This window comes from Streptomyces sp. NPDC053673, assembly GCF_055585225.1.
In genome coordinates, this window is record NZ_JBVJKN010000006.1 from 190,210 (window position 1) to 203,748 (window position 13,539).

Annotated in this window: 12 protein-coding genes; all 12 read left to right on the forward strand. The window is 70.1% G+C overall.

Annotated elements, in window-relative coordinates:
- Window positions 1-11 precede the first annotated feature (11 nt).
- The 12 genes from ACZ6ZQ_RS12075 to ACZ6ZQ_RS12130 all read left to right on the forward strand — a co-directional run bounded on the left by ACZ6ZQ_RS12075 (window position 12) and on the right by ACZ6ZQ_RS12130 (window position 13,516).
- Window positions 12-1,664: a UDP-N-acetylmuramoyl-L-alanyl-D-glutamate--2,6-diaminopimelate ligase gene (locus ACZ6ZQ_RS12075; protein WP_469768419.1), complete on the forward strand. Its 1,653-nt coding sequence runs from the start codon at window positions 12-14 to the stop codon at window positions 1,662-1,664.
- Window positions 1,664-3,103, forward strand: a complete 1,440-nt coding sequence (locus ACZ6ZQ_RS12080; protein WP_469768420.1) for a UDP-N-acetylmuramoyl-tripeptide--D-alanyl-D-alanine ligase — start codon at window positions 1,664-1,666, stop codon at window positions 3,101-3,103. The genes ACZ6ZQ_RS12075 and ACZ6ZQ_RS12080 overlap by 1 nt, the downstream gene beginning before the upstream one ends.
- The gene (mraY, locus tag ACZ6ZQ_RS12085; RefSeq protein ID WP_469768421.1) at window positions 3,100-4,170 is read left to right on the forward strand and encodes a phospho-N-acetylmuramoyl-pentapeptide-transferase; all 1,071 of its coding nucleotides are present in this window, start codon (window positions 3,100-3,102) and stop codon (window positions 4,168-4,170) included. The genes ACZ6ZQ_RS12080 and mraY overlap by 4 nt, the downstream gene beginning before the upstream one ends.
- Window positions 4,167-5,594, forward strand: a complete 1,428-nt coding sequence (gene murD, locus ACZ6ZQ_RS12090) for a UDP-N-acetylmuramoyl-L-alanine--D-glutamate ligase (protein ID WP_469768422.1) — start codon at window positions 4,167-4,169, stop codon at window positions 5,592-5,594. Before mraY ends, murD begins: the two co-directional genes overlap by 4 nt.
- 599 nt (window positions 5,595-6,193) lie before the next feature.
- A complete protein-coding gene (ftsW, locus tag ACZ6ZQ_RS12095; protein WP_469768529.1) occupies window positions 6,194-7,540 on the forward strand; it encodes a putative lipid II flippase FtsW in 1,347 nt (448 codons plus the stop codon).
- 6 nt (window positions 7,541-7,546) lie between these two features.
- The gene (gene murG / locus ACZ6ZQ_RS12100; RefSeq protein ID WP_469768423.1) at window positions 7,547-8,641 is read left to right on the forward strand and encodes an undecaprenyldiphospho-muramoylpentapeptide beta-N-acetylglucosaminyltransferase; all 1,095 of its coding nucleotides are present in this window, start codon (window positions 7,547-7,549) and stop codon (window positions 8,639-8,641) included.
- Between the two features lie 15 nt (window positions 8,642-8,656).
- Window positions 8,657-9,454, forward strand: a complete 798-nt coding sequence (locus ACZ6ZQ_RS12105; RefSeq protein ID WP_469768424.1) for a cell division protein FtsQ/DivIB — start codon at window positions 8,657-8,659, stop codon at window positions 9,452-9,454.
- 279 nt (window positions 9,455-9,733) lie between these two features.
- The gene (gene ftsZ, locus ACZ6ZQ_RS12110) at window positions 9,734-10,936 is read left to right on the forward strand and encodes a cell division protein FtsZ (protein ID WP_469768425.1); all 1,203 of its coding nucleotides are present in this window, start codon (window positions 9,734-9,736) and stop codon (window positions 10,934-10,936) included.
- 17 nt (window positions 10,937-10,953) lie between these two features.
- Entirely contained in the window at window positions 10,954-11,679 is a 726-nt protein-coding gene (pgeF, locus tag ACZ6ZQ_RS12115; protein WP_469768426.1) for a peptidoglycan editing factor PgeF, read from the forward strand.
- On the forward strand, window positions 11,676-12,395 hold the full coding sequence (locus ACZ6ZQ_RS12120; protein ID WP_469768427.1) for a YggS family pyridoxal phosphate-dependent enzyme: 720 nt from the start codon (window positions 11,676-11,678) through the stop codon (window positions 12,393-12,395). The genes pgeF and ACZ6ZQ_RS12120 overlap by 4 nt, the downstream gene beginning before the upstream one ends.
- A gap of 134 nt (window positions 12,396-12,529) precedes the next feature.
- Window positions 12,530-13,153 (forward strand): cell division protein SepF, encoded by a 624-nt coding sequence (locus ACZ6ZQ_RS12125; RefSeq protein WP_469768428.1) that lies wholly within the window; start codon window positions 12,530-12,532, stop codon window positions 13,151-13,153.
- A 66-nt stretch (window positions 13,154-13,219) separates the two neighbouring features.
- Window positions 13,220-13,516, forward strand: a complete 297-nt coding sequence (locus ACZ6ZQ_RS12130; RefSeq protein ID WP_469768429.1) for a YggT family protein — start codon at window positions 13,220-13,222, stop codon at window positions 13,514-13,516.
- Window positions 13,517-13,539: the final 23 nt, after the last annotated feature.

The window sequence follows — 13,539 nt, forward strand, 5'->3', positions numbered from 1 at the left end:
AGGAACAGCCAGTGAGAACGATCACGCCCGATTCCGGGAACCACGGTCCTGAACGGACCTCATTTAGCACCGGTCCCGGTACGCCCGGTACGCTCACCGCCGTGCCACATGCTGATCAGTACCGAACCGCCCCGCCCCGTCCGGCCGAGGTCCGCCCGATCGACCTCGCAGAGCTGGCCGACCGGCTCGGGGTCGAGCCCCCGGGCTCAGGCGCGGTCACCGGCATCACCCACGACTCGCGGGCGGTACGCCCGGGAGACGTGTACGCCGCACTGCCCGGCGCCCGGCTGCACGGCGCCGACTACGTCGCCCAGGCCAAGGACCTCGGCGCGGCCGCGATCCTCACCGACCCGACGGGCGCCGACCGCGCCGCCGCGACCGGACTGCCGGTCCTGGTCACCGGGAACCCGCGCGGCAGGATGGGCGAGCTCGCCGCCGCCATCTACGGACGGCCCGGCGAGGACCTGCTGCAGATCGGCATCACCGGCACCTCGGGCAAGACCACCACGGCGTATCTCGTCGAGGGCGGGCTGCGCGGAGCGGGCCACCGCACCGGCCTGATCGGCACCGTCGAGATGCGCGTCGACGAGGAGCGCATCAAGTCGGAACGGACGACCCCCGAAGCCACCGATCTGCAGGCGCTCTTCGCGGTGATGCGCGAGCGGGGCGTCGAATCGGTCGCCATGGAGGTCTCCAGCCACGCCCTGGTGCTCGGCCGGGTCGACGGCTGCGTCTTCGACGTCGCCGTCTTCAACAACCTCACGCCGGAGCACATGGAGTTCCACTCCGACATGGAGGACTACTTCGGCGCCAAGGCCCAGCTCTTCACGCCGGCCCGCGCGCGGCAGGGCGTCGTCAACCTCGACGACGAGTACGGCCGCAGGCTGGCGACGGAGTCGGCCATTCCGGTCGTCACGTTCTCCGCCGAGGGGCACCCCGACGCCGACTGGCGTGCCGAGGGTGTCGAAGTCGGCTCGCTCGGCTCCACGTTCACCGCCGTCGGGCCCCAGGGCGAGCGGGTACGCGCCGCGGCGCCGCTGCCCGGCCCGTTCAACGTCGCCAACACCCTGGCCGCGATCGTCACCCTGGCGGTCGCCGGGATCGATCCGCAGACCGCGGCCGACGGCGTCGCCGCCGTTCCCGGCGTGCCGGGCCGCCTGGAGCGCGTCGACGCCGGCCAGCCGTATCTCGCGGTGGTCGACTACGCGCACAAGACGGACGCTGTGGAATCGGTCCTGCGCTCCCTTCGCAAGGTCACCGAGGGAAAGGTGCACATCGTGCTGGGCTGCGGCGGGGACCGCGACCGGACCAAGCGCGGCCCGATGGGCGCCGCCGCGGCCCGCCTCGCGGACACCGCCGTACTGACCTCCGACAACCCCCGTTCCGAGGACCCCCTCGCGATCCTCGCCACGATGCTCGCGGGCGCCGCCGAGGTGCCGGTCCACGAGCGCGGCGACGTCCTGGTCTTCGAGGACCGGGCCGCCGCCATCGCCGCGGCCGTCGCACGCGCCGAGGCGGGCGACACCGTGCTGGTCGCGGGCAAGGGCCATGAGCAGGGCCAGGACGTCGCCGGAGTGGTCCGTCCCTTCGACGACCGTCAGGTCCTGCGCGAAGCGATCGAGCACCGTCACAAGACGTCACAAGAACAGGCAGGGATGAAGTAGTGATCGCCCTCTCCCTCGCCGAGATCGCCGAAATCGTCGGCGGGCAGTCGTACGACATACCGGATCCGTCCGTGCAGGTCACGGGACCCGTTGTCCGGGACTCCCGTGAGGTCGGGCCCGGCAGCCTCTTCGCAGCCTTCGTGGGCGAGCGCGTCGACGGCCACGACTACGCCGCGGACGTGATCGCGGCGGGCGCGGCCGCCGTGCTGGCGTCGCGTCCGGTCGGCGTCCCCGCGATCGTCGTCGACGATGTCCAGCGCGCGCTGGGTGCCCTCGCGCGCGCCGTCGTGGAGCGGCTCGGCGCGACGCTCGTGGCCCTCACCGGCTCCGCGGGCAAGACCAGCACCAAGGACCTCATCGCGCAGGTGCTGCGGCGCAAGGCGCCGACCGTCTGGACGCCCGGCTCCCTCAACAACGAGATCGGCCTGCCGCTGACCGCGCTGAGCGCCACCGAGGAGACCAGGTTCCTGGTCCTGGAGATGGGCGCCCGCGGCATCGGCCACATCCGCTACCTCGCCGGCCTCACCCCGCCGAGGATCGGCCTCGTGCTCAACGTCGGCACCGCCCACATCGGCGAGTTCGGCGGCCGCGAGCAGATCGCCGAGGCCAAGGGCGAGCTCGTCGAGGCGCTCCCCTCTGCCGAAGAGGACGGTGTGGCCGTCCTCAACGCCGACGACCCTCTCGTACGCGCGATGGCCTCCCGCACGAAGGCACGCGTCGTCCTGTTCGGTGAGTCGGACGAAGCGGACGTTCGCGCCGAGAATGTCCGGCTCATGCCGAGCGGACAGCCTGCATTCCGGCTTCGCACACCCTCCGGGTGCAGCGACGTGACCTTGCGGCTGTACGGTGAGCATCACGTGTCGAACGCGCTCGCCGCGGCCGCCGTCGCCCATGAGCTGGGCATGTCCGTCGACGAGATCGCCCTCGCGCTCTCGGAGGCCGGCTCCCTCTCCCGCTGGCGTATGGAGGTCACTGAGCGTCCGGACGGCGTGACGGTCGTCAACGACGCCTACAACGCGAACCCCGAGTCCATGCGAGCCGCCCTGCGTGCGCTCGCGGCCATGGGCGCGGCCGCCCAGGCCAACGGGGGACGTACGTGGGCGGTGCTCGGTCCGATGGCCGAGCTCGGGGGCGAGTCGCTGGCCGAGCACGACGCGGTCGGACGGCTTGCCGTCCGGCTCAACGTCAGCAAGCTCGTCGCAGTCGGGGGCAGGGAAGCGTCCTGGTTGCAACTGGGCGCATATAACGAGGGTTCGTGGGGTGAGGAGTCGGTGCACGTGTCCGACGCGCAGGCGGCGGTCGACCTGTTGCGCAGAGAGCTGCGCCCGGGAGATGTCGTACTGGTGAAGGCTTCCAGGTCGGCCGGGCTCGAGCGGATCGCCCAGGCGCTGCTGGAGAACTCCACCGAGTCGTCAGAGGGGCAGGTCACCGGCCGATGAGGCAGATCCTCTTCGCGGGAGCCATCGGGCTCTTCCTGACTCTCATCGGCACCCCTCTGCTGATCAAGCTGCTGGCCCGCAAGGGATACGGGCAGTTCATCCGTGACGACGGCCCGCGCAGCCACGGCAGCAAGAAGGGCACGCCCACCATGGGCGGCATCGCCTTCATCCTGGCCACGCTGATCGCGTACGCGGTCACCAAGGTGATCACGGGAGAGGACCCGTCCTTCTCGGGCGTGCTGGTGCTCTTCCTGATGGCGGGCATGGGCCTGGTCGGCTTCCTCGACGACTACATCAAGATCGTCAAGCAGCGGTCGCTGGGTCTGCGGGCCAAGGCGAAGATGGCCGGCCAGCTGATCGTCGGTATCGCGTTCGCCGTCCTTGCGCTGCAGTTCGCCGACCTCCGCGGTCAGACCCCGGCCTCCACCAGGCTGTCGTTCGTCACCGACTTCGGCTGGTCCATCGGGCCCGTGCTGTTCGTGGTCTGGGCGCTGTTCATGATCCTCGCGATGTCGAACGGCGTGAACCTCACCGACGGTCTGGACGGTCTGGCCACCGGCGCCTCCGTGATGGTCTTCGGCGCGTACACCTTCATCGGGCTCTGGCAGTTCCAGGAGTCCTGCGCCAACGCGATGACGCTGACCAACCCCAACGCCTGCTTCGAAGTGCGCGACCCGCTCGACCTGGCGATCGTCGCCTCCGCGCTGATGGGCGCCTGCTTCGGCTTCCTGTGGTGGAACACCTCACCGGCCAAGATCTTCATGGGTGACACCGGCTCGCTCGCCCTGGGCGGCGCGCTCGCCGGCCTCGCGATCTGCTCCCGTACGGAGCTGCTCCTCGCGCTCCTCGGCGGTCTGTTCGTCCTGATCACCATGTCCGTGATCATCCAGGTCGGCTCCTTCCGGCTCACCGGGAAGCGTGTGTTCCGGATGGCTCCGCTGCAGCACCACTTCGAGCTCAAGGGGTGGTCGGAAGTCCTTGTGGTGGTCCGTTTCTGGATCATTCAGGGCATGTGCGTCATCGTGGGTCTGGGACTCTTCTACGCGGGCTGGGCGGCCGACAAGTGAGTACGCAGGACTGGCAGGGCAAGCGCGTCACCGTCGCCGGGCTGGGCGTGAGCGGCATTCCCGCCGCCCGCGTCCTGCACGGTCTCGGCGCGGTCGTCACGGTCGTCAACGACGGCGACGACGAGCGCGCGCGTGCGCAGGCCGCGGAGCTGGAGGCGGAGGGAATCACCGTCCGCCTCGGTGACGGGTCGACCCTGCCGGAGGGCACCGAGCTGGTCGTCACGGCGCCCGGCTGGAAGCCCGACAAGCCGCTCTTCGCGGCCGCCGCCCAGGCCGGGGTCGAGATCTGGGGCGACGTCGAACTCGCCTGGCGGCTGCGGGGCCTGGACGGCAGGGAAGCGGCGCCCTGGCTCGCGGTCACCGGCACCAACGGCAAGACCACGACCGTGCGGATGCTCGCGTCGATCCTTGAGGCGGCCGGTCTGAAGACCGCCGCCGTCGGCAACATCGGCGTCTCGCTGCTGGACGCGGTGCTGGGTGACACGGAGTACGACGTCCTCGCCGTCGAGCTCTCCAGCTACCAGCTGCACTGGGCGCCCTCGCTGCGCGCCCACTCCGCCGCCGTGCTCAACCTGGCGCCGGACCACCTCGACTGGCACGGCTCCATGGAGGCGTACGCCGCCGACAAGGGTCGTATCTACGAAGGCAACACGGTCGCCTGCGTCTACAACGTGGCGGACCCCGCCACCGAGGACCTCGTGCGCGAGGCGGACGTCGAGGAGGGCTGCCGGGCGATCGGCTTCACGCTGGGGACCCCCGGTCCCTCGCAGCTCGGCGTCGTGGACGGGATCCTGGTGGACCGCGCGTTCGTCGAGAACCGGCAGAAGCAGGCCCAGGAGCTCGCCGAAGTCACGGACATCAACCCACCCGCTCCGCACAACATCGCGAACGCGCTCGCCGCGGCGGCGCTCGCGCGTGCTTTCGGCGTCGCACCGGCCGCCGTACGGGACGGTCTGCGGGCCTTCCGGCCCGACGCGCACCGCATCGAGTTCGTCGACGAGGTCGACGGCGTCTCGTACGTCGACGACTCCAAGGCCACCAACACCCATGCCACGGAAGCCTCTTTGGCCGCGTACGACCCGATCGTCTGGATCGCGGGCGGACTCGCCAAGGGCGCGACGTTCGACGAGCTCGTCGAGAAGTCGGCGAAGCGACTGCGCGCGGTGGTCCTCATCGGCGCGGACCGGGCGCTGATCCGGGAAGCCCTCGCGCGACACGCGCCCGATGTCCCGGTGGTCGACCTCGACCGGACCGACACTGGGGCGATGTCGGCGGCGGTCCGCGAAGCGGCACGGCTGGCGCTGCCGGGGGACACCGTACTGCTGGCCCCGGCGTGCGCCTCGATGGACATGTTCGCCAACTACAACAAGCGAGGCGAGGCCTTCGCGGACGCGGTCCGCGCCCTCGCCGCCGAGCGCGCCTGACCGGCCCGGGCCCCGCCGCCTCGACCCGGCGGCGTCGGCCACGACTGGAGGGGACAGCGACCATGCCGCCCGACGCGCCTCACCCCCCGGGGTCCGGCACCACCCCGGCACCCCGCACTCCCGAGGCCTGTGCCGCTGACCCCAGGGCTGCCGGTCCCAGGGCTGCTGATCCCGGGGCCGCCGGTCCCACGGCTGCCGACGCCCTCGTGCCCGCGGGGCCGGGTGTCACGGCGGCGCGTGCCGCTGCCGGCAGTGGCGTGGGGCAGCGTGCGTCCGCGAGTCCCGTGTCCGGGAATCCGGGGCCGTCGGGCCCTCCTCCGGCCGACGGCTCCGTGGCCGCCGGTGCTCCCGCATCCGTGCGGCCGCGCGGCACGGGGCGCCTGGGCCCCGCGGCTTCCGGCCGGCCGGCCCCGACGGTGCTCCCCGTCCCCGAGGGGCGGCGTGCGCCGGCTGCGGGCGGCCGTGGTGCGGCCGTAGCCGGGTCCGGGGACGCCGTAGTCCCCGTTCGTCGTCCCACCCCCCTCGCCGCCGCCCGGGAGCTCGTCGCCGGGCTCGCGCGGGGTCTCGTGCCGGAGCCGGCCTTCGCGGGGGTTCCCGGGGTGGCGCTGCGCGGCAGGACCGCAGGGCCCCTGCGGCCGCCCGCCGCGCGCGGAGGCGGCGGCGGTACGGCCGGAGCGCCCCGGCCGCCCCTGGGGAGCGGGATCCGGCGCGTCTACGAGCAGGCGCGACGGGCGTGGGACCGGCCGCTGACCGCGTACTACCTGATCCTCGGCGCCGGGCTGCTGATCACCGTGCTCGGGCTGGTGATGGTGTACTCCGCGTCGATGATCACCGCGCTGGAGCTGTCCCTGCCCGCCTCCTACTTCTTCCGGAAGCAGTTTCTCGCGGCGGTCATCGGCACCGGGCTGCTGCTCATCGCCTCCCGGATGCCGTCCAAGCTCCACCGGGCGTTCGCCTACCCGCTCCTCGTCGGCAGCACCTTCCTGATGGTGCTCGTGCAGATCCCCGGGATAGGGCACTCCGTCAACGGCAACCAGAACTGGATCTCCCTGGGCGGCCCCTTCCAGCTGCAGCCCAGTGAATTCGGCAAGCTCGCCCTCATCCTCTGGGGCGCCGACCTGCTCGCCCGCAAGCAGGACAAACGGTTGCTCACCCAGTGGAAGCACATGCTCGTGCCGCTGGTGCCGGTCGCCTTCATGCTGCTCGGGCTCATCATGCTCGGCGGTGACATGGGCACGGCCATCATCCTGACCGCGATCCTCTTCGGGCTGCTCTGGCTGGCCGGCGCCCCCACCAGGCTCTTCGCCGGGGTGCTCGGCGTCGCCACGGTGATCGGCGCGATCCTGATCAAGACCAGTTCCAACCGGATGTCCCGGTTCCAGTGCATTGCTGCCACAGATCCGGGACCCGACGACAATTGCTGGCAGGCCGTGCACGGCATCTATGCTCTTGCCTCCGGCGGATGGTTCGGTTCCGGCATCGGAGCAAGTGTGGAAAAATGGGGGCAACTCCCAGAACCGCACACCGACTTCATCTTTGCCATCACGGGGGAGGAACTGGGGCTGGCAGGGACGCTGTCGGTACTCGCCCTGTTCGCGGCTCTAGGCTATGCGGGTATCCGCGTGGCCGGACGCACGGAGGACCCCTTCGTGAGGTACGCCGCGGGAGGTGTGACCACCTGGATCACGGCCCAGGCCGTGGTCAACATCGGTGCGGTGCTCGGTCTGCTGCCGATCGCCGGTGTTCCCCTCCCGCTGTTCTCCTACGGGGGGTCGGCCCTGCTGCCGACCATGTTCGCCGTGGGACTGCTGATCGCGTTCGCGCGAGAGGATCCCGCCGCGAAGGCGGCCCTGGCCATGCGGCAGCCCGGATTCGGTAAAAGGGCCGGGGTGAGATGGAAGACGATGAGGCGGCGCGTCAAGAAGCGTCCGTCCGGAGAGCGGTGAATTTCGGTGCATGTCGTACTCGCCGGTGGGGGGACCGCCGGCCACATCGAGCCCGCGCTCGCCCTCGCGGACGCCCTGCGCAGGCAGGATCCGACCGTGGGCATCACGGCCCTCGGCACGGAGCGTGGGCTCGAGACCAGGCTCGTGCCCGAGCGGGGCTACGAGCTGGCGCTCATCCCCGCCGTACCGCTGCCGCGCAAGCCCACACCTGAGCTGATCACCGTCCCCGGGCGGCTGCGCGGCACGATCAAGGCCGCCGAGCAGATCCTGGAGCGCACGAAGGCGGACGCCGTCGTGGGCTTCGGCGGCTATGTCGCGCTGCCCGGCTATCTCGCCGCCAAGCGCCTCGGCGTGCCGATCATCATCCACGAGGCCAATGCCCGCCCCGGCCTGGCCAACAAGATCGGCTCGCGGTACGCCGCGGCCGTCGCGGTCTCGACGCCCGACAGCAAGTTGCGCGGCGCCCGCTACATCGGCATCCCGCTGCGCCGCTCCATCGCCACCCTCGACCGGGCCCGGGTCAGGCCGGAGGCGCGCGCCGCGTTCGGTCTCGACCCCAATCTGCCGACGCTGCTGGTCTCCGGCGGCTCCCAGGGTGCCCGCCGCCTCAACGAGGTCGTCCAGCAGGTCGCCCCGCTGCTGCAGCGCTCCGGCATCCAGATCCTGCACGCGGTCGGCCCGAAGAACGAACTGCCGCGTGTGGACAACATGCCCGGAATGCCGCCCTACATCCCGGTACCGTACGTGGACCGGATGGATCTCGCGTACGCCGCGGCCGACATGATGCTCTGCCGCGCGGGCGCCATGACCGTCGCCGAACTCTCCGCCGTCGGGCTGCCCGCCGCGTACGTACCGCTGCCGATCGGCAACGGCGAACAGCGGCTCAACGCCCAGCCGGTGGTGAAGGCCGGTGGCGGACTGCTGGTCGACGACGCCGAGCTGACCCCCGAGTGGGTTCAGGGACAGGTGCTCCCCGTGCTCGCCGACCCGCACCGGCTGTACGAGATGTCCCGCGCCGCCGCCGAGTTCGGGCGCCGGGACGCAGACGATCTGCTTGTCGGAATGGTGTACGAGGCGATTGCCGCACGCCGGCAGGCGTAGGGAAAGGCAGGGAGCATGGCCGGACCGACGACCGCCGACCGCGGCACCCGGAAGCCGAAGGGCCCGTCGTCGGCCGGCCAGGCTCGCGGAGGTTCCGCACCCCGCCGCAGGCTGCCCGCCCGTCGGTTCCTGCTGTTCGTCCTTGCCGCCCTGGTGCTCACCGCGGGCGGAGTCTGGCTGCTCTACGGCTCCTCGTGGCTCCGCGTCGAGCGGGTCAGAGTGTCCGGTACGCAGGTTCTGACGCCCCGTGAGGTCGAGGAGGCGGCTGCCGCGCCGATCGGGGCGCCGCTGATTTCCGTCGATACGGACCGGATCGAGAGCCGACTGCGCGACGAACTGCCCCGTATCGACTCGGTCGACGTGGCCCGTTCATGGCCGCACGGAATCGTTCTGAACGTGACGGAACGAAAGCCGGTGCTCCTCGTTGAAAAGGGCTCAAACTTCATCGAAGTGGACGCGAAAGGTGTCCGTTTTGCTACGGTGGACAAAGCACCCAAAGGTGTTCCCCTGGTGAAATTGACGACGAATCAGTCGCCGAGTCTGCGCCGCTTCGGCGAGCAGCGGCTGCTGGTGGAGGCGGTTCGCGTCGTCTCGGAACTCCCCGCGCGGGCCGCGAAGGAGCTCCAGGGCGTCGAGGTCCGGTCGTACGACGCCATCACGCTGAAGTTGACCGGCGACCGCACCGTGATGTGGGGCAGCAGCGAGGACGGCGAGGCGAAGGCGCGAACGCTCACTGCCGTGATGAAAGCCGCTCCCCGTGCGGGGTACTTCGATGTGAGTGCCCCCACCGCCCCTGCCATGTCGGCGAGTTGACGCACAAATGCGCAGGCCAGAGCCCTGGTTGGTCAGCGCAACGGCTGATCACATAGGGTGAAAAGAAAAACGGGAGGTTCGGCGTGTTCGTTGAACGCGCGCCACTTGTCGACTTAGTGTCTCGTTCGAGAGAGTCCAGGAATCAGAGACACTGGTAACCCTAAACTTCAACGTTAGGGTTTGGGTCGGCGTTTCGGACCGTCCCATCGGCATCCGTCGTCGCGGCGCGGCCACCACCGCGAAGCGACGACACGTAACTCGAGGCGAGAGGCCTTCGACGTGGCAGCACCGCAGAACTACCTCGCAGTCATCAAGGTCATCGGTGTCGGCGGCGGTGGTGTCAATGCCATCAACCGAATGATCGAGGTCGGTCTCAAGGGCGTCGAGTTCATCGCGATCAACACTGACGCGCAAGCCCTGTTGATGAGCGACGCCGACGTCAAGCTCGACGTCGGCCGCGAACTCACCCGCGGCCTCGGGGCCGGAGCCAACCCGGCAGTCGGTCGCAAGGCGGCAGAGGACCACCGAGAGGAGATCGAGGAGGTCCTCAAGGGGGCCGACATGGTCTTCGTCACCGCCGGCGAAGGTGGCGGCACCGGCACCGGCGGCGCGCCCGTCGTCGCCAACATCGCGCGCTCGCTCGGCGCGCTGACCATCGGCGTGGTCACCCGGCCCTTCACCTTCGAGGGCCGCCGCCGCGCCAACCAGGCGGAGGACGGCATCGCCGAGCTCCGCGAAGAGGTCGACACCCTCATCGTCATCCCGAACGACCGGCTGCTCTCCATCTCGGACCGCCAGGTCAGCGTGCTCGACGCGTTCAAGTCCGCGGACCAGGTGCTGCTCTCCGGTGTCCAGGGCATCACCGACCTCATCACCACCCCGGGCCTCATCAACCTCGACTTCGCCGACGTGAAGTCCGTGATGTCCGAGGCCGGCTCGGCGCTCATGGGTATCGGCTCGGCCCGCGGCGACGACCGCGCGGTGGCCGCGGCGGAGATGGCCATCTCCTCGCCGCTGCTGGAGGCGTCCATCGACGGCGCCCGCGGCGTCCTGCTCTCCATCTCCGGCGGCTCGGACCTCGGTCTCTTCGAGATCAACGAGGCCGCCCAGCTGGTCAGCGAGGCCGCCCACCCCGAGGCCAACATCATCTTCGGCGCCGTCATCGACGACGCGCTGGGCGACGAGGTACGGGTCACGGTCATCGCGGCCGGCTTCGACGGGGGCCAGCCCCCGGCCCGCCGGGACACCGTGATCGGCTCCGCGTCCGCAAAGCGCGAGGAGCCCGCCTCCCCGGCCCGCCCCGAGCCGCGCTCCATCGGCGGCCTCGGCACGGTGCCGCCGCGTGAGGAGCCCGCCGCGGCCGAGCCGGCCCCGGTGGCGAACGAGCCCTCGCTGTCGCAGAGCACGTCCGCGCAGGTACCGCCGGCCCGGCCGTACGACAGCCAGGCCGAAGAGCTGGATGTTCCGGACTTCCTGAAGTGATACGGGAGCATGACAGCGTGAGCGGCGCGCACTTCGCCTTCACCGACAGGTGGGGCGGAGTGAGCGCCGCTCCGTACGAGGAGCTCAACCTCGGCGGCGCGGTCGGTGACGACCCCGCCGCCGTCGTCGCGAACCGGGAGCTGGCCGCCAAGTCCCTCGGGCTCGACCCGGGCCTCGTCGTCTGGATGAACCAGGTGCACGGGCGCGATGTCGCCGTTGTCGACGGACCCTGGGGGGAAACTCCGGTCCCGGCGGTGGACGCGGTGGTGACCGCCCGGCGCGGACTGCCGCTCGCGGTGCTCACCGCGGACTGCACCCCGGTACTGCTGGCCGATCCGGTCGCGGGAGTGGTGGGCGCGGCCCACGCCGGACGCCCCGGAATGGTCGCCGGAGTCGTACCGGCCGCGGTCGAGGCCATGATCGCGCTCGGTGCCGAACCGGCCCGCATCACCGCCCGCACGGGACCGGCCGTCTGCGGACGCTGCTACGAAGTCCCGGAGGCGATGCGTGCCGAGGTCGCCGCGGTGGAACCGGCGGCCTGGGCCGAGACCAGCTGGGGCACCCCGGCCGTCGACGTCACCGCCGGAGTGCACGCCCAGCTCGAAGCGCTCGGCGTACGGGACCTGAAGGCATCCCCGCACTGCACACTGGAATCGGCGGACCACTACTCGTACCGGCGCGACCGCACCACGGGGCGGCTCGCAGGATATGTCTGGATCCGGGCAGAAGAGAACGCAGCATGACCGACCGCAAGACCGAACTCGCCGAGAATCTCGCGCGCGTGGAGGAACGTATCGCCGCCGCCTGCGCCGCGGCCGGGCGCAAGCGCGGGGAAGTGACCCTGATCGTGGTCACCAAGACCTACCCCGCGAGCGACGTACGGCTCCTGCACGAGCTCGGTGTGCGCCATGTCGCCGAGAACAAGGACCAGGAGGCGGCTCCGAAGGCCGCTGCCTGCTCCGACCTCGATCTCAACTGGCACTTCGTCGGTCAGCTCCAGACGAACAAAGTCCGTTCTGTTGCGAGTTATGCCGATGTCGTGCAGTCGGTCGACCGGCTCAGGCTCGTCCGCGCACTGTCCGCGGCTGCGGTGCGCGCCGGGCGCGAGTTGGGGTGCCTGATCCAGGTCGCGCTTGACGCCGAGTCGGGGCAGCAGGGCGCCAGGGGCGGCATCGCGCCCGACGGCATCGAGGAGTTGGCCGCCGCGGTGGGCGACTCGCCGGGGCTGCGACTTGACGGACTGATGACCGTCGCGCCACTCGCGGGGCCGTACGCGGGGCGCCAACAGGCGGCGTTCGAGCGGCTGATGGAATTCTCATCCCGCCTGCGCGCGGACCGTCCTGCTGCGAACATGGTGTCAGCAGGGATGAGTGCGGACCTCGAAGAGGCTGTAGCGGCCGGAGCGACACATGTGCGCGTCGGTACGGCGGTACTCGGAGTCCGACCCCGGCTCGGGTAACGTCGCGAAGCAAGTCGGACCACAGCAGAAAATATGGTCATTTCCGTCGAAAGACGGACAGACCGAGTGGATCGCGGGCACTTGGTGACGTAGCCGAACGAAGCCGATCCACCACAGAGCGGAGGACTCAGAGAATGGCCGGCGCGATGCGCAAGATGGCGGTCTACCTCGGCCTCGTGGAGGACGATGGGTACGACGGCCGGGGATTCGACCCCGACGACGACTTCGAACCCGAGATGGAGCCGGAGCCCGAGCGGGACCGCCGGCGGCACCAGCCCTCGCATCAGGTGGAACGGGAAGAGCCGGCGCGTGTGGTCCAGCCGCCCGCGCCGCGTGAGCCGGTCGTCCATTCCGCTTCGCTGCCCGCGGAATCCGGACGTCCGGCACGAATCGCCCCCGTGGCATCCATCACACCTGAGCGACCGAACCTGGAGAAGAACGCACCAGTGATCATGCCCAAGGTCGTGTCCGAGCGGGAGCCCTACCGCATCACCACACTGCACCCGCGGACCTATAACGAGGCCCGTACCATCGGGGAACACTTCCGTGAGGGCACCCCGGTGATCATGAATCTCACGGAGATGGACGATACCGACGCGAAGCGACTTGTCGACTTTGCCGCGGGACTCGTCTTCGGTCTGCATGGCAGCATTGAGCGGGTGACGCAGAAGGTGTTCCTGTTGTCGCCTGCTAACGTCGATGTCACGGCGGAGGACAAGGCCCGCATCGCAGAGGGCGGGTTCTTCAACCAGAGCTGAGAAAACGACCGAGGAACGACCCGGCCGCGAGGCCGGAACGAGAGCCAGGGGAGAGGGACACGCGGGATGGGTGTCGCACTGGATGTGATCTACATCGCGCTGACGTGTTTCCTTGTCGTGCTCATTTTCCGGCTGGTCATGGACTATGTCTTCCAGTTCGCCCGCTCGTGGCAACCTGGCAAGGCGATGGTGGTCGTCCTGGAGGCCACCTACACTGTCACCGATCCACCGCTCAAGCTTCTGCGGCGGGTCATCCCGCCGTTGCGTCTCGGGGGCGTGGCACTCGACCTGTCCTTCTTCGTTCTGATGATCATCGTCTACATCCTGATCTCCATCGTGAACAACTTTGCGAGCCAGGTGTGAACGATACGGTCTTGCCGACTGCC

Coding starts and splice junctions, on each gene's coding strand:
- mraY (WP_469768421.1), top strand. CDS start 3,100: ATGAGGCAGATCCTCTTCGCGGGAGCCATCGGGCTCTTCCTGACTCTC.
- ACZ6ZQ_RS12105 (WP_469768424.1), top strand. CDS start 8,657: ATGGCCGGACCGACGACCGCCGACCGCGGCACCCGGAAGCCGAAGGGC.
- ACZ6ZQ_RS12120 (WP_469768427.1), top strand. CDS start 11,676: ATGACCGACCGCAAGACCGAACTCGCCGAGAATCTCGCGCGCGTGGAG.
- ACZ6ZQ_RS12125 (WP_469768428.1), top strand. CDS start 12,530: ATGGCCGGCGCGATGCGCAAGATGGCGGTCTACCTCGGCCTCGTGGAG.
- ACZ6ZQ_RS12130 (WP_469768429.1), top strand. CDS start 13,220: ATGGGTGTCGCACTGGATGTGATCTACATCGCGCTGACGTGTTTCCTT.